Genomic DNA, 25,204 nt, shown 5'->3' on the forward strand with positions numbered 1-25,204 from the left:
GGGCAGACGACGGGCATTCGATGGTTCACCATCTCATGCGTCCGCCAGCTTTGCCTTGTAGCGAATAACTTTCGCTAACACTGGCAAGGCTCGTGTTGACGAGGGCCTCGGCGTAAAGCGAGTACGCGTCGTCGCGCCAGCTATAGGTGCTTCCGGCGCCGAGACCTCCCCAAACTCGATCCTGTTTGAAGTGGAAGCGCGTGTCCGCAACGTCGACGCGGCTCCCGTCGAGAAACTCGTGGTAGATGTTGGCGATGCCATAAGTCTGCGCCCGGCTTGTTTGGCCGTTCACATCCCGCCACGAAGTTTCGTGAGCGAGCGTGAGCCCCAGGCGGCCTTGCAGGCTTGCACCCCTATCGAGACTGACCGGCGCGCCGAAGACATCGACAAACGTATCGAAATCGACGTTCGAGTAGACCAATTGAGCTTGTGGCGTGATCGACCAGCCCGATCCAAACGACGCACGATGCCCGCTTTCCAGCGAAAAGGTATAGCCGAACGCATCATTATCGGCGGCCAAAGTCCGGCTGGCCAAAAGAGAGCTTAACTCGGACTGATACCAGGTGCCTTGCGCCTGGCCGTCAATGTAGAGACCGTCATAGCCGTACCATGTCAACGTGCCCCCCAGGCCATAGCCGCTGGTGGCGATCCGGCCATCACCGTGCTCGGAGTGCGTGTTGATGACACCTTGCGAATAGTGGGCTGTGATCCCGCCTTGAAGCGTACTCTCCGAGTTTTGGAAGACGGGCCCGTCAACGCCGGCCTGGGCTTTGAAGACAGTTTGGTCGAACCGCTTTCCGGCGGTCGCAGAATGCGGATCGATTCTGTTACGAGCGCCTTCCACGCGCGCCCAGACGCCCGCATGCCGAGCTGTCGAACCTGACTGTGAAGGCGCAGGGCCTCCTTGGTTTTCATGAGACAGGCCGCTATCGTTCATCCAGGCGCGGTTGCCGACACGCTGCTGCAGCGTGGACAGCGTGTTCAGGCCGAGAAGCGCGTGAGGGTATGCTTCGTAAGCCGAGGCGCCCGGCTGGTAGAGCGAAGCATCCGGCCGATAGCGCGGATCGGTCGTGTCGTAGAGTTCGGACCGGAGATACCAATTGTTCGTCTCCGATTCGGACGCATTCCCCTTCTCTAGCCGATAGGCATAGGCGCCGCCAACGATGGCAGGTGCTCCCTTGAACTGATAGTCGCCTTGAAGAGCGAACACGCCGTGGGACGCGCCTGCAATCTTAATAATCTCGATGCCTTCATTCGTTGCCGCACCGGGGCCATTGGCATTGGTCACCCGGACGGTGGACGTGCCGGACGTGCCGCCTGCGATTTCCAGCTTGTCGGTGGGGGAGGTGTCGTCGCCCAGTCGTGTTTCGAGAACGATGGTTCCGCCGTTGCCGGCATAGTCGCCCGCGATCCTGATCCGATCGCCTGCGCCGCCGCCTGCCGCCGAGATGAGACCTGCATTGACCACGTTTCCGCTGATGGCGTTCGTGCCGCTTCCGTTGCCCGACGCGATGAACTGCGTGCCGGCGGCAAGGGACATGTTGCCGTTGAGCGAAAAGTTGTCCTGGCTTCCATCGAGCGTCGAACCGTTGCGCAGGAAGATGCCGGTGGTCATATCGCCGGGTGTGCCTACGGTCACGCCGCCCTCTGTCAGGGTCACGCGGCTGTTGTCGAGATTGATCGCGCTCCAGTTCTGGATGGCGCTTCCCGCATGAACCACATGGGCGGCGTCGGACAGATTCAGGACGTCTGTTCCCCCGCCGCCGCCGTCGAGAACCGTGATACCCGACAAGCTTCCCCGGAGGGTTATGGTGTCGTTGCCGAACCCTAGGCTAACGCGTCCGTTGACCGTGCCGCCGTCGGCGATGACGATCGCGCTATCCCCGTCATCGTTGGCAATGGCGTTGCCGCTGTTGGATTCTACCAGGGCTCCGGCCTGAACATCGATGGTCGTCAAGACGCCGGCGGTGGATGCCGTCGTAATGCCGTAGCCCGTGCCGCCGAGTATATGGCCGGTGACGACAATCGCCGCCGTATTGCCGGGTGTGCCGGCGGCGCTGTTGTGATCCGTTTGGATGCCATGCTGTCCGCCCCGGGCATTGTGGGCGGTGAGATTCAGGCCAGAACTTCCGGTGCCTGTCTGAACAACGATACCTGCACCGCCATGACCTATGGCCGTGCCCGTCGAGGTCACCGTAATTGGGCCGGCGCCCTCATGTATGGCGTAAATACCCCAACCTCCGCCGTCCGTATCGGCGGCGTTGATCGTCGCAGTCGTGCTCGATGCCGTGCCCAATGTGCTCAATCCGCTTAGACCACCGCTGGCTGTTCCGGTGGAATTGACCTCAAGGAAACCGGTTCCGTAGTGGTTGACACGGATTCCCATGTCGCCGCCGTGCGTATTCACGGCGCTCACAGTCACGTCGGTGCTGCCAACAATGTTGTCGGCAAGAATGCCGCGCCCGGATGTGCCGGTCGCTTGCCCTGTCGATGTGACGACCAGTGCCCCGGAGGTGCCATTACGGGCGAAGATGCCCTCGTGGGCGCCCTGAGTATCGACTGCCTCGACCGTCATGGAGGTGCCAGACCAGACGTAACCATAGATCCCGTTCAGGGTATGACCTGTCGCTTGCCCTGTGGAGATAATATGGACTGAGCCTGAGCCCTGATGATCGACGTTGATCCCGTTTCCGTCGCCCTCGGTATCGTGAACGCGAACCAGCGTGTCCGCTCCATCATTGTAGGTGCGAATGCCATCGCCGCCTGTGGCGATCAGCGTTCCTGTCGACACGATACTGAGAGTGCCGCTGACGGTATTTTCAGCGAAGATGCCGTAACTGCCGTTTGTCGTGATGATCGAGGCGAAGTTGTCCGTGAACGTGACGCCGCCCAGCCCGACAATGCTAAAACCGTCACCGCCATCGGTGATGTCGAGTCCAAAGCCTGCAGTTGTTGTGATCTCAACAGGGCTCCCAAGGTTGATATTCTGTGTAACGTCCGCACCGGATCCTGCGCCCGAGCAGACGGACGTCGGGCCTGGGGTGCAACTGCCGGCGATGGCCGGACGCGCCGTTTGGAGTCCGATGACGAGGGCCACGGATGGAATGATTGCGGCGCTGGATAACAACCTCAAAGCAATGTTGCGGCAAACGCCTGCGTCGGTGGAAATTCGCATTTAAATACCCCCCAGCGATACGCGGCGTCTCTCGCCGAACGCTCTCGCCTTCGGCGGCATGCCTGGCGTGCTCATGAAAAGTCGTCGCCTACGCGGCGGACTAGGGGATGGCGCGACGTCTACAGATGATTACTGGGGGCAACCTGTTAACGATGGTTGAAGACGCGGTGGCGCCCGTCGCGGCCGGCGTGGATCGCGCCGATCGCGCTCGCAAACCTCAGCAACGCATTCATGCATGCGGGCCTAACGTTGACTTCCTTCATGCCTGGCCTATCTTCAGCGGCATGTCACAGTTTCCGACCCTCTTTATTGCGCGACGCTGGATCAAGCATGTCTTGGCCCGGGACGTCGTTGCTGCGCTTTCTTAACAAGCCAGCAAACGACCTTCCCGGGGGCGTGTCTCACACACAGTGATGAGTTCATTGTGGTGTTGCACAGCGGAGCTGTGATCGTAGGCTTAGAGTCGTCATTCTGCGATTGGCGGAGGCATCTGCTCGCGCGAGCAGCGTCTCGGGTGCTTGCGCGCCAAGCGGCACCTTGGTTGCAATCCAGAGTCCGGCGAAGTCTCCGAGCTTACGGGCAGCTCATTCCACAAAATATCGCAAGCAGTCGTTCGCCTTCTTCATGGAAGGGTGCCTCGCCGCGCCCGCTCGAAGGCTGAAAGCGACTTGCTCAGCAAGCTGCACGGAGATCGATATGCGCAAGCGTAAGGGCAAAGGCCGCAACGTACCTACTCCCGCCCGCAAATATTCCTACGAAGGCCGCAACAACACAAAGCGGGAGAAGAGGAAGGTGCAAGTCGCGGAGTGAGCTGCTTCGCGCTGGGTAATCCGCGCAAGCCGGAAGACCAACGGGGACGATAGGTGTTTGAGTAGGTTCCAGGTCGGCCAGCCTCACGGAGGGGCATCGGGCGGGCACGGTGCTCGCCCGACTGCCGCCCGCCCGCCCGCATTGGTGCGTGACAGGACGGTCCGTGCGTTGGAGGGATTTGCGTAAGTTCTTGATTGAATTGGTGGAGCCGAGGGGAATCGAACCCCTGACCTCTGCAGTGCGATTGTGACCGGACATGTTTTTCTATGTTCTTCGATGCTTGCTCATGTTCGTTTCAAGCGTCTGTAATAAAAGAATAATTTTGACATCTCGTGTGGGCAAGCCATAACATCGCCACGCTTCTAATGCTGTCTTGGTGCGTGACAGGTGCGTGACAGAATCCAGCACCTCAACAAATACAGACCATTGACCCCTGACCTCTTTTGTTTGGCATGCCGACGCTGAAAGCAAATCATCGGGTGATCAAGGCTGCGAGGCCCGTGGACGGCCGGCGCACGCGCTATCGTATCGATGGCCTGGAAGGGCTTTGGCTCGACGTCAGCGTCACTGGCAAAGCCTACTGGTACATCCGCTATCAGCCAGGCGGACGCGGAACGCGCACCGAACGGTGGTACCGCGTCGGCACGCGCGAGTCGGTGAGCCTTGCCGATGCCGGTCAGAAAGCGCGCAACGTTCTGACGGCCGCCTATGCCAACGAGCGCGACCCGCACGTTGAGCGAAAGGTCAAGCGCTCGGAGACTATGCGGTTCGCAGATCTGTACGACGACTGGCACAAGCGCCATGCTTCCGGTCTGGCGCGTGTGGCGACCGACGAGTCAACCTGGCAAACGCATATCAAGAATGGTCTAGGGCGCCAGCGGCTCACCGATCTGCGGCGCGGCGAGATTGGCAAACTGCGCGACCGCGTAGCAAAGACCGGTGGCCCCATAGCCTCCAACAACGTTCTGGTCCTCATCAACCGCATCCTGAACTGGGGCGTCAACGAAGGGGTTCTTGAGTTCAATCCAGCAGCCCGCCTGCGTAAGGTTGGCGAGGTAAAGCCGCGCGAGCGGGTGTTGTCGCCTGCAGAGATTCCGACATTCTGGCGTGCGCTCGAAGCCATGGAGGGAATGACGGGCGAGCATATGGGCAAGGCCGAGAAAGGCCGCATGCTCTCGCCGGCGACACGTTCCGCTCTGCGTTTGATGTTGTTGACAGGGCAGCGACGTACCGAAGTGGTCGAAGCGCGGAAGTCCGAACTGGAGCTGGATGGCAATGAGCCGGTCTGGATGATCCCGGGTGAGCGCACCAAGAACGGCCTGTTGCACCGCGTACCACTCTGCTCGATGGCCTGCGCGGAGTTCAAGAAGGCGGTTGCGGCAAGTTCAGCGTCGAGCCTCTATGTGTTCCCCTCGCCGGTTGCGGCCGAGGATACACCTATCCTGGCAAGTGCCGTTACACGCGCGATGGCGCGGCTCGTTGGCGAACTGAAGATCACTAAGGTCTCGCCCCACGACCTGCGCCGCACGGTAGGAACGGAAATGGCAAAGCTGGGCTTGCCGACGCATGTCCGTTCGCTCGTGCTCAACCACAGCGCCATCAGCCGCAGCATCACGGATGCCGTCTATAACCGTTATGCGTATGATAGGGAAAAGCGTGAAGCCTTGAGCGCATGGGAAGCGGAGTTGGCCCGCCTGTTGAGCGGAACAATACGAGTCGCCCACTGCGACGCCGAATGAAGGCTGTGACTGTTCTGCTCCGGCCCGCTGCGCGTTTGTAATATCATGCCAATAAGATTTACAATTGCGGAGCCCCGTGCGATTAACGGCGATGTCGGCGGACAGCGCCGCATGAGGCGTCGCATGGCAGGACCCAAGCGCAGAGAGTCACGAAAATCTCCCGTTCGAGAGGCGCCAGAAGAGCTGGAGATTCCGCAACCGCCTCCTTTGCCAACTTTGCCAATAGGCGGACCGCTTCGCTCGTCACCGGTTCAGCGGCCAGATACCAAGCTTCTAGACACTTTGCTTCGCCACTTTGCTGATCAGCAGGAAGACCGGAGAATTTGGTCTGCGCCTACCACCCAAGCTGAAAAGGCAGTTTCCGCGATTGAAGACGCCCACAAACTCACGCTGCTGGAGCGCCTTGACCTGCGTTATGCCCTTGTTCGAGACCTAATCGATATCTTCCTCTCCAGATGCCCCATCCATGAAGACAGTCCTAATCGCGCTCCCGAGCTTTGGTCTGACCGCGAGGGCAGGAAGGAAAATCCCGCGGCATTTCTGCGCCGCGTTTATGCGCGCTGGTACGGCCGCGGGATGACGCGCGCTGATATCAAGCTGCTCGATCCGCCGCTCTACCAGGCGCTTGCGGTCTGGATGCACCGCCATCCGGAGGAAACGCTAGCCGATATGCACTCTCCGATGCAGGAGATCATGCGGCAGATCGACGAGTACTACGATCGGCGACGGCAATCGATCGCGCCGCGTAATAGACGCCGCAAGTAAATTTCTGTGGATTAAATTTACATATTGATTTAAGGTTTCTGTACGGCCAATTGGCCGTCGTCCTGCGTATCCCCCAAGTCAGTCGCAACACCGGCTGCGTGCTTCGGCGCGCAAGGAGTGCCCGCATGTCTACTGCAAACCGAAAGGATCAATCACCCCTTCATCACCTGCGCACCCTCACGTTGAAGGAAGTGCGCTCGATCGTCCGCTACACGCCGCAGCATATTCTGCGTCTGGAGAAGGCCGGTAAGTTCCCTCGCCGCATCCGGCTTGGAGAAAACCGCATCGGCTGGCTGCTGACGGATATTGAGGACTGGCTCAAGGCCCGCCTCCCCGCGCAGACGTATCGCGCCGATCCCGAGCCCGCAGACGCGCTCTAGAACCGCCGACAACTCAAGCGATCATCGACACGCGGCTGTCTGGGCCGCGTGCTCGATCCTGCACGCCAATCACTTTGGAGGTGCCATGCCCCGCTTCTATGAAGAAGCAGCGCACCTGCTGCTGATCGTTCTCACGCACGGCGTTGTACTCGGCGTCGAGCGCAATCATCTGGCCGTTCTCTACGACTTCGCCGGCGAACTGGACCGCGTCATGGCAATGCGACGCTCGCATGCCGATACTGCTGAAATCCTGCTCGACAGCATGATCCTCTGGGGCTTCTTCGATGTACCGCCTGATCGGCGTAAGCGCCTTCTGGCCATAATCGGCACTTTCATCGGCAACCTGATGACGATCCGAAGGCCGGCTGCCTGAGCGCCGAGAAGGCGAGCGTCGATGTTCGGCCAGCAATGGAGGTCCATGATGACCAAGCGCACGCAGAAGAAGGAGAGGATGGTACTGCCGCCTATCCTTCCCGGCGAATGGCGGGGGGACTTTCTCGGCGGTGGAACGATCAATATGGGGCAGGTCGTTCAGGACGGTCCGCCGCGCCAGTCCGTCGAGTTCTCGTACATGATTTTGTCCGCTGCCTTCTCGATGACCAAGCACGCATTTCAGTGGCCCGGCATCGTGATGATCATGGCGCCCACGCCGATGAAGCCAGTTTATGAAAACGCCGGCACGTTGATGAAGATGAAGGAGCTGCCGTCACTGACGTTGGCGCTCGATGCAACGCGTGAGCAGTTTTCGGATCTGATGCGGTTGTTCGAGGCGCGGCGCATTAAGAAGTTCCATTTCACAATTGAGGCGGTTGCGGAGGCTGAGGTGGCGACCTGGCCTATCCGCAGCTGGGGCATGATGACCTGCATTGAAGAATGCCCTCGACCCCAAAGGTGAGAAAGTGGGCTGATCCCGGAGTCGCGACAGGGAGTCCAAGGAGTCGCGCCCTCCCCGAAAGGTGAGAAAATGGGCGGGCCGGATTCAAGCCAAGCGATTCCTTGGATTCGCGCACAGCTAAAGGTGAGAGATTGGGCGGATCATAGAGTCGCGCGCGGATTTCCGCGGGTTTCGCTGCATCTGAAAGGTGAGAAATTGGGCGGGCGTCCAGATGGGTCCCAGTCCGCCAGCTTTTGTATGAGCCCAAAAGTGAGGAATTGGGCGGGCCAAAGGTGAGAAATGCCAAAGGTGAAATTCACTTCTTGACGTCTCACCTTTCAATCCGCACGCTCAATGCCGTAAGCATGCGAAAGATTTCACAACTCATCGACGCAGGCAGTTTCGAGGTCCACGAAGAAGCCAAACTGCCAAGCAAACTACTGGCCACCGACATGAAGGTGACGGGCCAGCCTCTTGATCCTGCCCATATGGGACGCATCATCAAGCCGCGCGAACTGGTCGACATTATCGAGCTGACCCCGCTTAATCGCAGCGAAACCATCCTCTACAATCAACTTCTCGCCAATGCGTGGAACAACATCAACACGCAGCGCATCCACAAGGTGCTGAAAGCGTCCCTGCGCGGCTCTCATCAAAGCAATGATCGCCTCGAAGACGCCTTCGACAAGCTTATGGCGGCGTGGGCCAAGATCCGTGCGCGCGACCCGCAAACCGGCAGGATGTCGACGTTCCGCGTCCATTTGATCGGAACCAACAAGGAAGAGGATCGCGAGGACGGGTACTTCTATTATACATTCCCGCCGGACCTTCTCGCTGTCATTCAGCAGAGCAAGGCCTGGGCGACCATCAAGACCCACATCATGTACGCGCTGCGCTCCAAATATTCGATCCGTCTCTATGAGATGATCGAGCGCCGCATCGGCATGTACAAACAGCACGAGGAGTTCACCGTCGACGAGTTCCGCGCCATGCTGGGGGTGCCAGCAGGCAAGCTGGAACGCTTCGCAGAGTTCAACAAGCACTGCCTCAAGCCTGCCCTTGCGGAGGTCAATCAGCTGACCGACTTCTACGTGGACGTCCTGGCGGTGAAGAGAGGCCGTGCCGTCGATAAGTTGATGGTCGCCTGGCACAAGAAATCGGTCAAAGAATTGCAGGCCGCTTTCGACGAGCGCGAGCGCAGCCGCGTCGGCCGTGAGGCCCGCCAGAACCGCAAGCTCGAGACCATCCGTTTCGATGATGAGAATTCATAATTCGACGCCCAATTTCTCACCGATAAGCTCAGAAACCCTTCCGCGCGCCCATTCTCTCACCGCAGCACGCCCGATCTCTCACTTTAAGCGCCCATTTCCTCACCGCTCATCGCCCAATATCTCACCTGTAGCGCCCATTTCCTCACTTTTGGCCGTCTAATGTGTTGATATATTTAGAACATTTTGCCCCTGAATCTGAATCTTGAATCATGAAAAAAGAGAAGCGTGCCGCGCCACGTGAAACAACCGACCGACAACTAGGGTCAAAGGCGGCTCGGTAAGGCGGGCCGATATATGGAATGGCCGCATAGCGGCCATAAGTGTAGGTCCCCTCACCCTTCGTTCGCGCAAGCGCTCACTCCGCCGCGCCTGATAGCAATGGTATCCGCTCGCGCGGATGAGTCATGCAAGGAGTCGATGGGATCAACATCGATTGCGAATATCACCAATAGCACTTGCGGAAAGGTCGTTGGGTTTGGCGGGTGGGGAGCTTATGGGTACAACCATCCTAAAGGGCGGGCGCCTGCCTCGTGGATAGGCCGCAATTGCCTATAGGAGGGGGCGTGATGCGCCTGATCCATGATTGGGGCTGGTCGACCCTGCGTTGATCGATGCTCAATGCCGCGCCTTCCTATGAGCCGTTCCGGTTTTGAGCGTCGTTGCAACAATTCCGCGGCCGATCCTGGCCGCCGGCCCAAAGGTGAGACGCCGCCCATTTTCTCACCTTTCGGGCTCTTTGCTGCCCGGAAAGCCGCGCGTTTCCGGGCAAAGGTGAGACCGCGCCCTCTTTCTCACCTTTGATTCCGGCCATGGCTGGGGATGGATTGCCGGGCTGCCGTTGACCGCCGACGCGCAGAGCCGCACGCTGACATTCGCATGGCCAGTGATCCCGTTCTCATCGCGTTTGCCGTCAGGCGCGCCACCTCATCCAACAAGCCCGTGTGGACACGTATCGGCTGCGCCTATCCGCATGATACCGGCGCCGGGTTGACCGTAGTCCTCGATGCCCTGCCGACGGATGGCCGCATCGTGCTGTTGGAGCGCGATTTTGATGATGATGAGCGCATCCTGCGGCAGGCGCGAAAGCGCGGCGCACTGACTTAGCGTTTGCGCGCAGTCTTCGCTGCTTTGCTCTTTTTCGCAGCGGGTGGCTTTTTAGGCTTCGCAGATTTTTTGGCTGCTGGTGGCGTCTTGGCTGCAGGCTTCTTCGACGATCTTGCGGGTTTCGATGACGCCGGTGCGATGCGCGCAGTGATCATTGACGCAGATTTTTTTGAGACGCCCGCATCGGCCGCGACGTCTGGCCACTTGGCGATGGCCGAACGGACCTCGTCGAGGATGGCCTCGCCTTTCTTGAGGCCATGCTTCTTTGCGAGCGCACGCAGATGTTCGACGCCGGGGCCCCTGCCCTCGCCCATCACCATCATGCTCTGCTCGCCCGCCGGTCCGCTCGAAAAAATCAGGTCATAGGCCGGTGCAAGCGACCATTGCCCGGTTTCATCGTCGAGCAGATATGAAAAATTCTTCGCGTGATCGTCGCGGTTATGGGCAAGCACGTTGAAGCAAGCCAGGCGGAAGGCCTTTTCGACCTGAGTGATGTCCTTGGTCAGGACCTGCGTCGCTTTCAGGAACGCGTCGTAATCGAGCGACGGCGTGCGGTGGTCCGCATGCAAAAGCCCGGATAAGCTGTGCATATGGACGCGGCGGTCACCATCGCGATCAAAGCGCTTGATCCCGAAATACCGCTTCTTCTTCGCGCCGAAGAGATGGGTCTCCGGCATGTCGATGCCAGCCGCCCGCGCCATGAGGCTGTAAGCGTATTCGATCGGCCCTACATCCGCTTCATCAAGCTGCGATGGAAACTTGATCATCCAGTGCGCATAGCCGGGCGGCAGACTTGCCGGCCCGTGGATGATCTTTTTCTTGTCTGCGCTGACCTGCGCTACGACCTTGGGCCGCGCGCCGGCTGACGCCCCGTTGAGCTTCAGAAGCTTGTCGACGATGGCCCCCTGCTCGCCTTTCAGCACCGTAGCGGCGTCCGCGGCCAGTTTGTCGAGCGTGAGCACGATGGGCTCGCCGTCGCTATCGCTGTGGTCCGGCTCGTAACTCAAGGCGCCCATGCCGTGCCGTCCGACATACGCCAGCCGGTCGAGCGGTGTCAGGCTGCCGCGTAGAATACCTGCGCGCTCGACGGCGCGATCCAGCAACAGCCGTCCCCAGCCGTCGGGCAGGCTGTCATTGAAGACGCCGAACAAGCCGTCAAATGGGACCGGTTCGGCAATCACGATGCCCGCACGCGCCGGAAGCTGGAAAGGCGAAATCTGCAAGCCGCTGCTCAGGAAATCAGGATCGTATTCGAACAGGATGCGCCGGGCCTGCGTCGCCAGACGCCCGACCTTGCGCCGCTTGCGGCCGTCGAGGAACACGTTGAGCAATGCGGTAGGAACGTATTTCACGTGATCCGTCCCTTCCGGCGACCCCGCTTCTGTGCCAGCACGGCGTCAAGCGGTCGACCGATCAGAGAGCGCTCATCCTCCGCCGCGACTTTCTCGAAATCACCAAGACAATCGAGAACGAGCGCGAGCTTGAGCAGCGAGTCGAACGCGATAAGGCCCGTGCGCTCGAAACGGCGCAGGGTTGCAAGCGTCACGCCGGAGCGATTGGCGAGTCCTTCCTGTGTCAGGTTGAGCACAAGCCGTCGTGCGCGGAAGCGCGCGCGCAGCGCGTCCTGGATATCAGCGGGTGATTTGAGCGTAACTGCCAATATGCTATCACTTATTCGGTGTTTCGTGCTTTAAGTGATAATATATGATCACTTAACAAATCGCAAGTTTGCGGTTAGCCCCCTAGCATTGGCGCAGAGCCTGCTTCCGGGAACATGTCCAATCCCGTGCAGAGGTGGGTCTCAAGGCTGTTCTTGGGCAAATGCACATTTGGGCAAGTGATGCTCTGGCTCACCAAAAACCATGGCCCCCTGCCCCCAGGATCTTCACCGCCTTGCGTATCGGGCCTAGCCGCGCCCGCCTCGCGCGATCAAGGCCAAGGCAAGCGGCCCTTGCGGGCCGGCCTTGATCGCTTGGCGGCGCGCGTCTCGATCGGCCCACGCGACGGCGGCTCCGCAAACCATGGCAGTATATCTGCGCCATTGGGCAAATGATGGTCTGCCCAAATGCATATTTGCAGGGATGTTGTCTTGCAGCTTGGCTGGGTTGTAGCTTTGCGCGGATTCCCAACTGCGCGCCCGTGCATCTGTATGGTTGAGCTGATGGGCAAGGCATCAAGAAAGGGCTTGGCCAATTGAACGAATACGGTAGCCTTTATTCATACGAGTACTGATTTACTCAAATCCATATCTGCGCAATTGCGCGTTTAAGAGGTTTCATGATCATCACGTTTGCGTCCTCCAAGGGAGGCGTCGGCAAGTCCACGACCTGCGCCTGCATCGCATCCGCACTCGCCTTCGACGGCGCCCGCGTCCTTCTCCTCGATCTCGACCAGAACCGCACGCTTGATCGGTGGGCGAGGAAAGCGCCGATCGAAGGCCTGACTGTCACCGCCATTGACCCTCAAAAGTTTGGGAGCTTTGTCCGTGAGGCCGAGGCCTCCGGCGACTACGACCATATCTGCATTGATCTGCCCGGGAGCAGGGAGGTCACGCTGTTTAAAGCCTTAGCCCGTTCCGATCTCGTCGTGATCCCGGCGCAGGCGTCGGAGCCCGATCTTCGGGAAGCACTCGTGGTAGTCGGCGATATCCGCGACGTTAACGAGACCACCAGCCGCACTATCCCTTACCGACTTCTGCTCACCAAAGTTTACCCCTTACGCACGCGGGTGACAGACTTTGCATATCGCGAGCTGGAGCGCCTTGGATTGCCGCTCTTCCGTACCGCGCTCGTCGAGCGCTCGGCCTATCGCGAAATGTTCCTGAACGGGCAACCGCCCACCAAATCCGAAGCAGGGAAGGGGGCCGGTCTCGAAGTGACGAGCCTGCTCGCAGAAATCCGCGCCATCGTCGAAGGCGCCAACGAAGACATCAGAAAGGCAGGATAACCATGAAGACAGAACGCGCGCCCTTTGCGCCTATAACTCCCGACTATGACGATAAGCTTGAGCGCCTGGCCGCCGACAAAGGCGTCGGCGCGCTTGTGAAGCCAGTCGCCAACAGGGCAGGGGAGGGAGCAGCAACGCTGGCTCCGCAGGAGCGGCCTGCGCCGTCGCCTGATGCAACGCCCCGAAGCGATATGAAAAGCCTGAATTTGGAGCTGCCGGCCTATGTCTGGACCGAGCTCAAGATCCGCGCCGCACAGCAGCAAACCAGTCTCAAGCACGTCGTGATGACGGCCCTGGTCAAGGACGGCGTGACCATCAAGGATGCGGATATGATTGAGGATGGGAGGCGGTTGCGGTGATTTGCCGGCGGATTGCTTCCGCATATAGTGCGTAAGCAGATTTTTGTTGCTTTTGATTCGGATGGATTTCCGAGGCCGCCCTGAAGTAGGGACGCCCCGCCCCGCAAGTCTCATGAGGGTTTGATGTCTTCGCTTCAGGAGAATATAGCCGCGAAATTTTTGGAATCGCTTGCTGCCATCAAAGAAGTCGATGAGCGTAACGTCGAACGGCTGCGCGAATTGCTGGCTTCCGGCGGCAAGCTCAAGGCAGAGGATTTCGTGAAAATTTTCACCACTCCAGCCGACGGCGAAGTGAAATGATCAAGCTAGAAAGCGCGCATATTGAAGAAGTGCGGGGCATCCGCAAGCTCGACATAGATTTTAAACGCAAGAAGTTCGCTGTCTCTGGTCCAAACGGGTCGGGCAAAAGCGGCGTCATTGATGCGATCGAGTTCGGCCTGACTGGCGATATCGGTCGGCTTGCAGGTAAGGGGACCAAGCAGCTCTCAATCAAGGAACACGGTCCGCATGTCGACAAGGTGAAGTTTCCAAACGCCGCGTTCGTGCAGTTGAGCGTGTTCTTCCCTGGCCTCAATAAGAGCGCCACCATTACCCGTTCGATATCCGCGCCTCAGAAGCCCACGATCGAACCGGCGGACGCAGACGTTTTGGCGGCATTCAAGGAGGTGGAAGAGCATCCGGAAATCACTTTGTCGCGTCGCGAAGTGCTCAAATTCATCATCACCGAACCAACGACGCGGTCGCAGGACATTCAGATTATTCTGAAGCTCGACGGCATCGGGCAGACGCGCAGTGCGCTCAATACGGCCCAGAACACTCTGAAGAAGAAACAGGGGCAGGCTGAGTCCGCCAAGCATGAGCGGCGGGAAGTACTCGTCAGGCATCTCAACGTCAAGAATTTCGATGCTCGCGAAGTGCTAGAAGCCGTCAACCTACGCCGCGAAGCGCTCGATCTTCCCAAGATCTCCACGCTCGAGGCCGACACCAAGTTGGATGCCGGCGTTGCCGGAGGCAAGGCGCCGGAATTTAACAAGCAGTCTGCACTGCGGGATTTGAAGGCGCTCGACGATGTGGTGGCAGGATTGGCTGCCGTCGGAAAGAAACAAGCCTCCGTGATCCTCGACGGACTGGGAAGGCTAGAAGCAGACCCTGGCCTCCTAACCATGCTCCATCGCCGAACGCTGATAGAGAAAGGACTTTCGCTCGTCGATGGCGCCGAATGTCCGCTATGCGATCATGAATGGGACGATGAAGGGCAGCTTCGAGATCATCTCAGAATAAAACTGGCGAAGTCTCAGGAGGCGGGAAAGCTGAACGACGCGTTGCTCAACGCCGGCGGTGAACTCAGCGGGGAAACATCACGCATCGCAGGCTTAATCAATCCTGTCACCAAAATCGCCGCAGCCGAAGGCGAGGCGGAGACGGCCGCCATACTCTCGGGCTGGACCAAGGATCTCGACCAGTTACGCGGCTCGCTCGAAACTCTTGACGGTATAACCGGGCTGAAGGATCGCCTCGGCAAGGGATGGGCGGACATGCCTCCCGATCTCCCCAAGGCGTTGCAGAATCTGCGCGCCAAGCTTAACGCGAAGCCGGACCAGAGCGCCCGCATTGACGCGCAGACTTTCCTGACAACCGCCCAGGCGCGTATCGCCGACTATCGTGACGCTTCCCGCGTTCTTGTGAGGTCCGCGCGCGCCGCCGATGCGGCCAAGTCCGCTTACGACGCCTATTGCCGCGCTATGGAAGACGAGCTCAATACGCTCTATCAGGACGTGCAGGAGGATTTCTCAAGCTTCTACAAGATCATCAACGAAGGCGATGAAGAGCAGTTCGCTGCCCAGCTCACCCCGACAGAGGGGAGGCTGGATTTGCTTGTGAACTTCTACGAGAAGGGCTTGTTCCCGCCAGCCGCCTTTCACAGCGAGGGGCATCAAGACGGCATGGGCGTATGCCTATACTTCGCCTTGATGAAGCGGCTACTAGGAAACCGCTTTACCTTTGCGCTGTTGGATGACGTCGTCATGTCTGTGGACGTGGGGCATCGCTACCAATTCTGCAAGCTGCTCAAAGAGCAGTTTCCGGATACCCAGTTCGTCATCACGACGCATGATCGCCTTTGGGCTGAGCAAATGCGATCTGCTGGCGTTGTTTCATCGAAAACGTCGCTTGTCTTCCAAAACTGGACCGTCGATACGGGGCCTATCGTCGAGTCCGATGAAGAAATCTGGGTGGACATCGACGCGGCCCTTTCCAAAGGCAAGGTGCCGGTGGCGGCGGCCATGGTCCGGCATCACCTGGAATATGCCGTGCCCCATCTGGCAGAGAATTTAGGCGCCAGAGCTGTCTTCAGATCGGACGGTGCATATGAACTCGGCGATCTTCTGCCGAGTGTGCTCGCCCGTATGGGCGAACTCTTCGGCAAGGCGGCAGACGCCGCCAATTCCTGGAGCGATGCTGAGGCGCGACAGGCAGCGTCGGATCGAAAATCAAAGCTTTCCGCTTCCAACGGCGCAAGCAATGTCGAGCAATGGGCTGTCAACAAGGCGGTCCACTACAATGCATGGGCGAATTTCGGCAAGAAGGATTTTCAGCCTGTGGTGGCCGCTTTCAAGGATCTGATGGCTCAATTTCGCTGCGAGAAATGTCAGTCCTGGCTCTACATCACCCCCAAAGGGTCCTCGCCGGAGACGCTGCGCTGCTCATGCTCGGCAATAAGTATGAACTTAAAGGGAAAACCCAAGTAAGCCGCGCTTTTCTGGTCTCTTTGTTTTGGTGATCAAACGAACAATTGGAGGCCGGCCGCCTCCGGCCTTCAGGCCGGTCGGGCTCTCGTGAACGGAACCCCGAGAGTGGCGGGTTTCCGCCATGCGGCTTCGATCCCTTGCGGAATGCTGCGGGGCAGCGTGTCCGAGGATCGGAGGTTGGCTAACCTCCCTGCGTGCAGGGCGACATTGATCAAATCCCGGACATTACAGTGCATCCTGATGCTGAGGCGCTGCTGGCCTATGACCATCCGGGAGAGTCGCTGACCAATTGGCAAGCTGTGCTGACGGCGAAGGCCTGGCTCGGGGATGATCTCGGCTGCTTCTTCGTCGACGGGGAGCAGGGGGCTGTTCGCGCTGTTTTGGTCTTTCGCGCCGATCGTGCTTTTCAGGCGGAGGCAGGCAGCATGGACATGCGGAGCGCACCGATCGGCCAGCTGTTCGTGCTTGAGGTTGTCTGCGGCGCACGGCGGACGCCGAGTGTATTGAAGGCCGATCCGGTCCGCTGAATGCCATTGTAATATTGCTGCAGCGCGCCATGACTCGGGATCGCTGGCGGCCATCATCCTTCGCGGTTCAACAAGAAAAACGAAGGATGATCATGTCTGCACACTCCCTGAAATACACGACCCATGAAGGTGTCACCAAGCTCGTGCCCCTCGATACGATCCGCCTCATTCGCCCAATGGCGGACGAGGACAAGGAACGTGCGAAAGAGTCGTTGAAAGAGAAGAGGGGGATCGACATCGACGCGGCCCGTGTGAATATCCGCATTGAATTCGGGGACAAGTCCTCGAAGCTGGCCCAGGAATCGCTCGACGCGATCAAGGGGCAGGGCGTCGCTCTCGTCAATCTTGGTTCGGACCGCTATGTGCCGGCCGCCAACATCACCGGCGCCGAAGCCTTCACCAAGGAAGACGCTGATCGGCTCAAGGGCGAGGACTACACCCTCAAGCAAACCTTCCGTTCGAAGGTCGAGACGAAGGCCGGCACGGTCCTGTCCTCCGCGACCCCCGTCCAGATTATGGAACGTCGTGCCAAGGCCATGGATGGCGTCCCGGCTAACAGCAGTAACAGAAAGCCAGTGGCCAAGCCGGCCTAAGAAAACAGCGCGAGGCAGCGGAGCAGCTGCTTTTCCTGCATTACATCGCCGGCTTTTGGGACGGACGCTAAGTAGAGAAAGCCGCCAAAGAGGACGCACGCGATGGTGCGCCGCGCAGCAACGCGTCGTCCCAATAGCGGAAGTGATGATCATCGCGCCGGGGCGAGTTGAGCATCACGGCGGGCAGATCCGCATCTAGGAGCAGAGCGGACGTCGAGCCGCCTCGCACAAGTGACAATGACCGGAGGCGAAGTTTCTTCAGGGCACTCGCCCGATGATTGCGCAGGCAACGCGCATCGGCGCCCTGTCGGTCGCTCCGATAACGCAAAGCCCTGGATTGGCTAGACTAGGCAGACACGAAGGCGGGCCGCCTGGGGCAGCGATCGCCTGGTTCGGAGTGCCGTAAACGCTTGAGGGCTGTAAGCGCCCCCGGCAGCAGCGCCGGAGGCGCGTGATCGGAGCCGGCCAATTTGGACGTCGTCAATTGGCGGTTCGATCTTAGAAGTATGCCGAGCGTTTTGGCGTTCCGATCGTTCGCACTCCGTCTAGCGCTTCGCCTCAGCTCCGGCGGCTTCGAGAGCGAGATACTTCTCCGTCAGCGGCTCAAGTTCGCTCCAGACCCAGTCGGCCATTGCGACCTCTTGCTCCAACAGCGTTTCGCAGGTGCGCGCGATCTCCGGTTCGCCCGCGACGCGTGCGGCTGCCACGAGCATTTTGTAAGATGCGGCTTCGAACTGCTCGAAGGCGGCGCTGGCGAGCGCGTTCTTGAGCACCTCGTCGCTCGACATCATGTGCATAAGGCCCTGCATATTAGCCGCGAGCTTCATAGTCCCGTCCTTCAACGACGACGTACTCTCTCCAAGCTTTTCGAGGCAGCCTTCCAGTGCGTCGCGCTGAGCGCGGGTTTCTTCGAGATGAGCCTTGAGCCGCGGCAATGCCTCCGGATAGTTTTTGAGGCGTTCAATCTGGGTGCTTAGGAGCGTCTCGGCCTGGCCCTCCATGGCATGGGCATCCCGTAGCCAGGCCGCGAGCGATTCACGAGGCGATGTCATGACGTGGTCCTTCCTTGAATGACGTGCCACCGGATGTGGCGATGTATTGAAACCAAACGCCGCTCACGCAGTTCCATTCGCATGAACACGCTGCTGCTCGCCCTTGCCGAACGCATACTGCGCGAAAATCCGATCGCGCGGCTGCCTTTCCGTATCCGGCTGATGCTCGCGCATCTCCATCGATCGGAAACCGCGCTCGAACCGTGTGGTGCGCACGGAGCGGAACTGCGCAAGAAGCGTCACGTTGAGCAGGAGTGACCGTCGCCGCCTTGCTGCTCGCGGTGCGTGCCAACTCACTGCGTACGCCGCCAAAACGAGAAGATATCGAATGAAAGCAATCGTCTGGCACGGTAAAGAAGACGTGAGATGCGATACGGTTTCCGATCCGGAAATCGAAGAGCCGCGGGACGCGATTATCAAAGTGACGAGCTGCGCGATTTGCGGTTCCGACTTGCACCTCTTTCACAATTTCATCCCCGCCATGATGCCCGGCGACATCATGGGGCATGAGATGATGGGCGAGGTGGTGGAGGTCGGCAGCGGGATCAATGGCAACCTCCGAAAGGGCGATCGCATCGTCGTGCCGTTCACCATTACCTGCGGCGAGTGCCATCAGTGCCGCCGCGGAAACTGGTCGGTTTGCGAGCGGACAAATCGGAAGAAAGAACTCGCCGAAAAAGCCTTCGGGCACACCACGGCCGGTCTTTTCGGGTACTCGCATTTGACGGGCGGTTATCCTGGGGGGCAGGCCGAGTACCTGCGTGTTCCGTTCGCCGACAGCACGCACATCAAAGTCCCCGACGGGATGCCGGACGATCAGGCGCTGTTTCTTGGAGACATTCTGCCGACCGGCTGGCAAGCGGCCGTTCAATGCGACATCGAACGCACCGACACGGTGGCCGTCTGGGGATGCGGTCCGGTTGGCCAGATGGCCATCCGGAGCGCCGTGCTCCTGGGCGCCGAACAGATTATCGCGATCGACCGCCTCCCGGAACGCCTCAGCATGGCCGAGGCCGGCGGCGCCGTCGCGATCAACTTCGAAACGGAAAGCGTGATCGAGCGCCTCAACGAGCTAACCGACAACAGAGGGCCCGACAAGTGCATCGACGCAACCGGGCTCGAGGCGCACGTCTCGCTCACGCATCCGGATTCGGTGTACGACCGCGCCAAGCAGATGTTCATGCTCGCCAATGACCGTGCTCACGTTCTGAGAGAAATGATTTACGTGTGCCGTCCGGTGGGAACCATCTCGATCCCTGGGGTCTACAGCGGGCTCGCCGACAAGTTTCCCATCGGAATCGCGATGAACAAGGGACTGAGCTTCCGCATGGGGCAGACCCACGTCAAACGCTGGGCCGACGATCTGTCGAAGCGAATTGAGGACGGCGAGATCGATCCTTCGTTCGTCATCACCCACACGGTCGATCTCGATGCAGCGCCGGAGATGTACAAAGTCTTCCGGGACAAGCGTGACAGCTGCATCAAGGTGGTCGTGAAGCCTTAAGGAGCTAGGAATGTCTCTCGTTGCCAACGCGGTGCGGCCGAAGGGCGCTCCGAAAATTGTGAGCTCAGGACCGTCGTCGATCCAGCCCGAGGATCGCCTTGCCAAGTCCCTTGGGTGGTTCAGCATTGGGCTCGGGGCCGTGGAACTGTTTGCCGCTCCGCGAGTGACTCGGGCTCTCGGGCTTCAGGGCATGGAGGGCCTCGTCCGCCTGTTCGGCATTCGCGAGATTGCGAGCGGGATACTGACACTGTCGACGGAAAAGCGGGCAGGCGTCAAAAGCCGGGTGGCGGGCGACATGCTCGATATCGCCGTGCTCCTGAAAGGGCTCCACCCGCACAATCCGCAGCGTGGCAATGTGAAGCTCGCGCTCGCGGCCGTATCGGCCGCAACCGCACTGGACGTTTTCGTTGCATCGTCCTTGGAAGCCCGAGCGCGCCGGGGCGGGTCGGCGCGCCGATACTCCGATCGGAGTGGATTTCCCGGTGGGCTGGCGAACGCCCGCAATCAATCGAAAAGTTCGCGCGGGGGAGTTAACGGCGGCACCGTTTGACGCGTCGTCACCTCGGGTCTCGCGCCTCGCGTTAGCGTGGCACCATGCAAATAACCCGCAGCAATTCGTCGACCGACGGATTGTAACCGTAGATCGCGAGGCGCCAAACGGGAGCGGTCGCCAGCAAAGCTCCAAACCCGAACAGCAGCCAGATCATCTCATTGGGTAAGGAGGGCGTTCGGCTTCGGTCTTCGCCATCGCGTCGGTTCATGGCAACGGCCTTTGCTGGTGATGAACTGAGCGCATCAGGATCCAACCTCCCGCCAGCATCGCAGCGCCCCAGGCCAGAAAGGCGAGATCCCAGTAAATCCATTGGGCGAAGGGAACGGTCTCATTGACGTGATGGATGCCGAGAATGTGGTGGTTGATGGTTCCCTCGACGAGGTTGAATGCACCGAACCCCATCAGCATGGAGCCGATCAGCATCCTGCCCGACCACAGGAGAGGGCGGCGTTGCGCACTGCGCCAGAGGACAAACAGGCCCCCGAGCACGAACAGGTAGGTGGCGCTGTGAAAGACTCCGTCCCAGAACGTATTGAGCTTCAACGCTTCGACCGACGTGAGCGGGTACCAACTGCTCAGCATCTGATGCCACTGCAAAAGCTGGTGCAGCACGATGCCGTCGAAAAACCCGCCGAGCCCCAATCCGAAGAGTATCCCCGCCGAAAGCGGAAATGTCGATGATCCGTCTTGTCCGCCATCACGCGGCGTCGCAATGGTTTGTTTTCATCACAATCGGTCTCCGGGCTACCGCGAAGCCTGATAAAGGCGAGACGCGATCTCGAACATCTCCTCGGGCGCGTAGTCCGGCGAGAATGCCGACGGCACGCCGGCCAGTTCGTGGATTTTTCCGCCCTCGGGCGCACCCTCGACAACTTCCAGACCACCGGGCGGGTCCCCGGGGAGCGCTTGCTCGTCCGCGCTCCATAAGCCTGCGATACCGGCGTAATCGCTGGGGCTGAAGGTGTAGAGACGGCGATGCGAGCCCTCAGCCAGGTACTTCTGGCTCTCGGGAATCTTGTCGAGATTGATATTGGGCACGGGAAGCATCTGCTCGATGTTCACCCCCGTTATCTTCTTGAGAGCGAGCGCGTACGAGTGTGCGTGAACGGAGCCGCGTACCAATAGATAACCGCAGATCTCACGGCTCAGCGGATCGGAGACGGTCTCATAGACGCGAAGCTTATGTAGGCGCGCCCCGCATTCCAGATGGAAGTTGTGGAGCAGGTCGAGCACGACGTTTCCGGTCGTGGTTATGAAATCGTTGTTCCAAGAGTGCCCGTTGCTGTTGACCGGTGCCGATCCACCTCCGTTGGACAGAAACGAAGCCGCCAGGCGAATGTCCTTCATTGCATCGAACGGCGAATCGCTGATGTCTCCGCCGTCCATCTCGTCCATTGCGGTGTCGGGACCGTTGTTCAGCATCGCCACGCCGTTGCTCACGAGCTCGACGTGACCGAGTTCTTCCGCCGTGATGCTGGCGACCAGTTCGTAGAACGGTCTGAGCTTGCTTTTGCTTCGGAAGTTGAAGCTCTGGAACATGTAATTGCCGAGGGTCGACATCTCCCCATACTTGCCGCCAAGCAGTTCCTGAAGCGCGGCCGCCCCATTCGGATCCTGTTGCGCCGGAGGGGGAAGCTCGATCTGAAGCCGGTCGATACGCAGGAACATCGGAGCCTCCTTCTGATTTGTTGTGCAACCTTGGCGGCAGTTAAAGGTTCCGGTTTATCAGCACGGCGAGACGCGGCGCTCGGCCGAGAACTCCCAGGGACATGAACGGAAGGACAGCATGATCAAACCAAGTGGCCCCCGTAGCGGCCTCCGTATCGTGATAGGAGGCGTGATTGCCGCTTTGATCGTGACCGGGATCATGATGTTGCTCGCGGGTCCGCCCGATCCGGAGCAGGGAGAAAGCCTTCCCAATGCTCCGTCCCTCACCGAATAAAAAAAACGTCTGTGCCTGCTCCCGTCTCGCTGGTTGCGGCGTCCGCGGGGAGAAGGGACGCGACCGTCACGCACTGGGAGGCCAAATCCGAGGCCGCCGGGTGTCGCAGAAAACTTAGTCGATGAAGCGTCGCGCGAACGAGGGAGAGAGAACTCCGGTATGAAAGAGCCGCCCCGAGATCCGTTTCCTGACAGCACTGTCGCTTTGGCTTGGGAAGGCTATCGGTTCGCGTCGAACAGGCTCCGCCGGTTCGGAACTGATGCTTTTTCCTGCCGTCTCATGATGAAGAAAGCCGTTTGCATCGGAGGGCCCGCAGCGGCCGCCCTTTTCTACGATTCCGGATCGGTAGAGCGGAAGGACGTCGCTCCGGGACGGATCGAGAAAACGCTACTGGGCCAGGGCGGTATCCATGGTCTTGATGGCCTCGCGCATCGCCACCGAAAAGAAATGTATCTTGAGCTTATGGGACCTCAGTCCCTCAGTTCGTTCACGCCAATTCTGGTGAGGACCTGGCGCGAGGCGGCGGCGTCATGGCAGCCAGGCACACGTCTCAATCTGTTCTCTGAAGCGCAGACGGTTCTATTCCGCACCATGTGCGAATGGGCCGGAATTCCTCTTGGCCCACGCGAAACGCAGCAACGTGCTGCTGATGCCGCCGCCATGGTCGACGCCTTCGGAGGCATTGCGTGGCGAAATTGGAAGGGACGCTTTGCCAGGCGGCGATCGGAACGATGGATGCACGGCATCGTCTCCGCGACACGTGACCGAACTTCTGCTCCGTCGCCGACCAGCGCGCTCGCGCGCATCGCGAACTTTCGCGATGTCGACGGCAATCTGCTTCCAGCCGAAGTTACTGCGGTGGAGCTATTGAACGTGATCCGTCCGGCGCTGGCGATTCCCTATTTTCTCGATCTCGCAGCGCTAAAGTTGAGCGAAATCTCCGAAATGCGGGACCAGGTGGCATCCAATGACGAGATGCTCGATTGTTTCGTCCAGGAGCTCCGGCGCTTCTGTCCCTTCACGCCTTTCCTTGGCGCGCGCAGCCGCCGCGAAATCGCGTGGCAGGGTTTCCGGATCCCCTCGGATACTCTCGTCGTCCTAGATGTCTATGGCATTCATCGGGACGAACGCGTCTGGCAGAACGCCGCCGCTTTCGCGCCGCTCCGATTTCAAGGTGTCGGTGACTACAGATTTTCTTTGCTTCAGCAGGGCGGCGGCGATCACCTCAGCGGCCACCGCTGCGCAGGCGAATGGTTCACGATCGAAGCTCTCAAGTTTTTCTCGCGCGAACTGGCTCGGATGCCGTACGCGGTGATCCCGGCATCCTCATCCTTCTCTCTGACGCGCATTCCATCTCGCCTCATACCCCCGGTTGCCTTACGCCTTGGGTGACCCTGGCGGGCTGCGCGTGCGCTCCCACCTCGTCCGGAACCTCCTAGAAAGATAGGGCTCCAGCCCTGCGTCTACTGCGTCGTTCCAAAAGGAAGCGTGCGCCGAGCCTGCCAGATGAAATATCCTTGTGAGCGAATGCCCCGCAGAATCGGCTCCGGGTCGATAGGCGCGGGCACCGGATCGTGGACACCTAGGGAGAATGCGGCGCGCAAGGCCCACCCTCCTTCGCGGCGCGGTAAATTTTTACCGTGCGAGTCTAAACTCACGCCAAACATCGCTCCGTTACTGCTTTCGAAGAGATAAGCGGGTAAAGAATTGTCGTCAGGAACGGGTCCGATTGGCTGTCTCATGCCTTGCTCCGCGTCGGGCGATAAGAAAACACAACACGAACTCAACAGTTCCACCCCCCGCTGGATGGTCGCCTCGGCCAGCTGCCCGGTCATATTTGCGCAAACAGATTTGTGTGGCGGACATGGATTTCCTCTCTGGTCTCTGTCTACGCCTCCAGCCCCCGATCGTCAGATGGGGCGCTGCGGCAGGTCTCGTGGCGGTCGCATTCGCGGTCCGTTATGCCATCGGCGATAATGCCGGTCCGTATGCTTCGCTTTTGTTCATTCTTCCTATCGTGGCGTCCGCTTTGCTGTTCGGTCGCGGCGCCGGCTTTTTCGCGACCGTAGCAAGTGTTGTCCTTATCGCTCTCCTGCTAGACTGGAACAGTGATGTCCGGGTCCATGTCGCGGCTCTCGCCCTGTTTGTCTTGGTTGCGAGCTGTCTGGTCTTCGTGGCGGCCAGCCTGCATCGCGCCCTAGATTCCGCCCATAAAGCGCATGAGAGCACCGCTCTGCTTCTCGATGAGATGAGCCATCGCGTCAAAAACAAGTTCGCAGTGATCTCGTCGATTATCGCTCTGCAGGGACGCCAGAGTTCGCCGGAGGTTCGTAAAGCGCTGGAGGATGTTGCACACCGGGTGCAAGTGATCGCGTCCGTCCACAACTACCTGCAGCTTTCCCGCCACGACGGCCACATCGACATGAGGGAGTATCTGGTCGGGCTGTGCGAGTCGCTGGAGGGCGCCCTCGATAGCAGTGAGAGAACGATCTCACTGACATGTACGTCCGCTCGCGTGCTCCTGCCGCCGGACAGGGCTTTGGCTGTCGGACTTCTGGTCAACGAGCTTGTCACCAATGCGTTCAAATACGCCTTCGGGAAGGACGGCGGCACCGTGGACGTTAGCTTGTCGGACGCCAGTCCAGATCTTGTCTTGGAGGTTTCTGACACCGGCAGGGGATATCCCGCCGAGCCGCAGCAACGGCTAGGCACCCGCCTCGTGTTAACCTTTGCGGAGCAGCTCGGTGGAACGGCCATCTGGAAGACCGATGTTCAGGGTTGTGTCGTGGAGATAAAGTTTCCCATCAAACCTGACGTCACCTCTGCCTAAAAGCTGGTGCAAAGCAAGAGCGACCGAACGCCG

General features: G+C 59.6%; 25 protein-coding genes. 19 read left to right on the forward strand and 6 right to left on the reverse strand.

Annotated elements, in window-relative coordinates; all coding sequences use genetic code 11:
- Nucleotides 1-25 precede the first annotated feature (25 nt).
- Nucleotides 26-3,175 (reverse strand): autotransporter family protein, encoded by a 3,150-nt coding sequence (locus tag W911_RS03425; RefSeq protein WP_023786110.1) that lies wholly within the window; start codon nucleotides 3,173-3,175, stop codon nucleotides 26-28.
- A gap of 1,262 nt (nucleotides 3,176-4,437) precedes the next feature.
- Between W911_RS03425 and W911_RS03430 the strand changes: the two genes are divergently transcribed.
- The 7 genes from W911_RS03430 (at nucleotide 4,438) to W911_RS03460 (ending at nucleotide 10,118) form a co-directional block, all read left to right on the forward strand.
- Nucleotides 4,438-5,724 carry a tyrosine-type recombinase/integrase gene (locus W911_RS03430; protein WP_023786113.1) on the forward strand — a complete coding sequence of 429 codons (1,287 nt, stop codon included), beginning with the start codon at nucleotides 4,438-4,440 and terminating at the stop codon, nucleotides 5,722-5,724.
- 123 nt (nucleotides 5,725-5,847) lie between these two features.
- The gene (locus tag W911_RS18005; protein WP_144083494.1) at nucleotides 5,848-6,489 is read left to right on the forward strand and encodes a hypothetical protein; all 642 of its coding nucleotides are present in this window, start codon (nucleotides 5,848-5,850) and stop codon (nucleotides 6,487-6,489) included.
- Between the two features lie 125 nt (nucleotides 6,490-6,614).
- Complete coding sequence (locus W911_RS03440; RefSeq protein WP_023786115.1) at nucleotides 6,615-6,869, forward strand: helix-turn-helix transcriptional regulator; 255 nt, start codon at nucleotides 6,615-6,617, stop codon at nucleotides 6,867-6,869.
- 85 nt (nucleotides 6,870-6,954) lie between these two features.
- Nucleotides 6,955-7,242 (forward strand): hypothetical protein, encoded by a 288-nt coding sequence (locus W911_RS03445; RefSeq protein WP_023786116.1) that lies wholly within the window; start codon nucleotides 6,955-6,957, stop codon nucleotides 7,240-7,242.
- A 48-nt stretch (nucleotides 7,243-7,290) separates the two neighbouring features.
- Nucleotides 7,291-7,764 (forward strand): hypothetical protein, encoded by a 474-nt coding sequence (locus W911_RS03450; protein ID WP_051388662.1) that lies wholly within the window; start codon nucleotides 7,291-7,293, stop codon nucleotides 7,762-7,764.
- A gap of 272 nt (nucleotides 7,765-8,036) precedes the next feature.
- Entirely contained in the window at nucleotides 8,037-9,014 is a 978-nt protein-coding gene (locus W911_RS03455; protein ID WP_144083495.1) for a replication initiation protein, read from the forward strand.
- 876 nt (nucleotides 9,015-9,890) lie between these two features.
- Nucleotides 9,891-10,118 (forward strand): hypothetical protein, encoded by a 228-nt coding sequence (locus tag W911_RS03460; protein WP_023786119.1) that lies wholly within the window; start codon nucleotides 9,891-9,893, stop codon nucleotides 10,116-10,118.
- Here the strand turns inward: W911_RS03460 and W911_RS03465 are convergent.
- Nucleotides 10,115-11,470: a type II toxin-antitoxin system HipA family toxin gene (locus W911_RS03465; protein ID WP_023786120.1), complete on the reverse strand. Its 1,356-nt coding sequence runs from the start codon at nucleotides 11,468-11,470 to the stop codon at nucleotides 10,115-10,117. The two genes, W911_RS03460 and W911_RS03465, sit on opposite strands and share 4 nt — an antisense overlap.
- Nucleotides 11,467-11,778, reverse strand: coding sequence for a helix-turn-helix domain-containing protein (locus W911_RS03470; protein ID WP_023786121.1), 312 nt, complete (start codon nucleotides 11,776-11,778; stop codon nucleotides 11,467-11,469). Before W911_RS03470 ends, W911_RS03465 begins: the two co-directional genes overlap by 4 nt.
- 617 nt (nucleotides 11,779-12,395) lie before the next feature.
- Here W911_RS03470 and W911_RS03475 point away from each other — a divergent pair.
- The 6 genes from W911_RS03475 (at nucleotide 12,396) to W911_RS03495 (ending at nucleotide 17,290) form a co-directional block, all read left to right on the forward strand.
- Entirely contained in the window at nucleotides 12,396-13,064 is a 669-nt protein-coding gene (locus W911_RS03475; RefSeq protein WP_023786123.1) for a ParA family protein, read from the forward strand.
- Between the two features lie 2 nt (nucleotides 13,065-13,066).
- Nucleotides 13,067-13,423 (forward strand): hypothetical protein, encoded by a 357-nt coding sequence (locus tag W911_RS03480; protein ID WP_023786124.1) that lies wholly within the window; start codon nucleotides 13,067-13,069, stop codon nucleotides 13,421-13,423.
- A 123-nt stretch (nucleotides 13,424-13,546) separates the two neighbouring features.
- A complete protein-coding gene (locus W911_RS18435) occupies nucleotides 13,547-13,723 on the forward strand; it encodes a hypothetical protein (RefSeq protein ID WP_023786125.1) in 177 nt (58 codons plus the stop codon).
- Nucleotides 13,720-16,170, forward strand: a complete 2,451-nt coding sequence (locus tag W911_RS03485) for an ATP-binding protein (protein WP_023786126.1) — start codon at nucleotides 13,720-13,722, stop codon at nucleotides 16,168-16,170. The genes W911_RS18435 and W911_RS03485 overlap by 4 nt, the downstream gene beginning before the upstream one ends.
- Before the next feature lie 194 nt (nucleotides 16,171-16,364).
- A complete protein-coding gene (locus tag W911_RS03490) occupies nucleotides 16,365-16,697 on the forward strand; it encodes a hypothetical protein (protein WP_023786127.1) in 333 nt (110 codons plus the stop codon).
- Nucleotides 16,698-16,783: 86 nt separating this feature from the next.
- On the forward strand, nucleotides 16,784-17,290 hold the full coding sequence (locus W911_RS03495) for a hypothetical protein (protein WP_023786128.1): 507 nt from the start codon (nucleotides 16,784-16,786) through the stop codon (nucleotides 17,288-17,290).
- Nucleotides 17,291-17,835: 545 nt separating this feature from the next.
- On the opposite strand, the gene W911_RS03500 is transcribed toward W911_RS03495, so the two are convergent.
- Nucleotides 17,836-18,342, reverse strand: a complete 507-nt coding sequence (locus W911_RS03500) for a ferritin-like domain-containing protein (protein ID WP_023786129.1) — start codon at nucleotides 18,340-18,342, stop codon at nucleotides 17,836-17,838.
- Between the two features lie 81 nt (nucleotides 18,343-18,423).
- On the opposite strand from W911_RS03500, the gene W911_RS18270 reads away from it, so the two are divergent.
- From W911_RS18270 to W911_RS03510, 3 genes are all read left to right on the forward strand, one after another.
- Nucleotides 18,424-18,600, forward strand: a complete 177-nt coding sequence (locus tag W911_RS18270; protein ID WP_023786130.1) for a hypothetical protein — start codon at nucleotides 18,424-18,426, stop codon at nucleotides 18,598-18,600.
- A gap of 70 nt (nucleotides 18,601-18,670) precedes the next feature.
- Nucleotides 18,671-19,846 (forward strand): zinc-dependent alcohol dehydrogenase, encoded by a 1,176-nt coding sequence (locus W911_RS03505; protein WP_023786131.1) that lies wholly within the window; start codon nucleotides 18,671-18,673, stop codon nucleotides 19,844-19,846.
- Nucleotides 19,847-19,856: 10 nt separating this feature from the next.
- Nucleotides 19,857-20,396: a hypothetical protein gene (locus W911_RS03510; RefSeq protein ID WP_023786132.1), complete on the forward strand. Its 540-nt coding sequence runs from the start codon at nucleotides 19,857-19,859 to the stop codon at nucleotides 20,394-20,396.
- 207 nt (nucleotides 20,397-20,603) lie between these two features.
- Here the strand turns inward: W911_RS03510 and W911_RS03515 are convergent, their stop codons facing one another.
- Both W911_RS03515 and W911_RS03520 read right to left on the reverse strand, forming a co-directional pair.
- The gene (locus W911_RS03515) at nucleotides 20,604-21,113 is read right to left on the reverse strand and encodes a DUF2243 domain-containing protein (protein ID WP_041316220.1); all 510 of its coding nucleotides are present in this window, start codon (nucleotides 21,111-21,113) and stop codon (nucleotides 20,604-20,606) included.
- A 30-nt stretch (nucleotides 21,114-21,143) separates the two neighbouring features.
- A complete protein-coding gene (locus W911_RS03520; RefSeq protein ID WP_023786135.1) occupies nucleotides 21,144-22,067 on the reverse strand; it encodes a manganese catalase family protein in 924 nt (307 codons plus the stop codon).
- A 118-nt stretch (nucleotides 22,068-22,185) separates the two neighbouring features.
- Here W911_RS03520 and W911_RS18275 point away from each other — a divergent pair, with 118 nt between their 5' ends.
- The 3 genes from W911_RS18275 (at nucleotide 22,186) to W911_RS03530 (ending at nucleotide 25,171) form a co-directional block, all read left to right on the forward strand.
- The gene (locus W911_RS18275; RefSeq protein WP_158412826.1) at nucleotides 22,186-22,341 is read left to right on the forward strand and encodes a hypothetical protein; all 156 of its coding nucleotides are present in this window, start codon (nucleotides 22,186-22,188) and stop codon (nucleotides 22,339-22,341) included.
- 735 nt (nucleotides 22,342-23,076) lie between these two features.
- Nucleotides 23,077-23,733: a cytochrome P450 gene (locus W911_RS18570; RefSeq protein WP_210163474.1), complete on the forward strand. Its 657-nt coding sequence runs from the start codon at nucleotides 23,077-23,079 to the stop codon at nucleotides 23,731-23,733.
- Between the two features lie 544 nt (nucleotides 23,734-24,277).
- Nucleotides 24,278-25,171: a sensor histidine kinase gene (locus W911_RS03530; RefSeq protein ID WP_158412827.1), complete on the forward strand. Its 894-nt coding sequence runs from the start codon at nucleotides 24,278-24,280 to the stop codon at nucleotides 25,169-25,171.
- The last annotated feature ends 33 nt before the right edge of the window (nucleotides 25,172-25,204 follow it).

Origin of the sequence: Hyphomicrobium nitrativorans NL23 (assembly GCF_000503895.1) — a bacterium.
In the GTDB taxonomy this organism is placed as follows: domain Bacteria; phylum Pseudomonadota; class Alphaproteobacteria; order Rhizobiales; family Hyphomicrobiaceae; genus Hyphomicrobium_C; species Hyphomicrobium_C nitrativorans.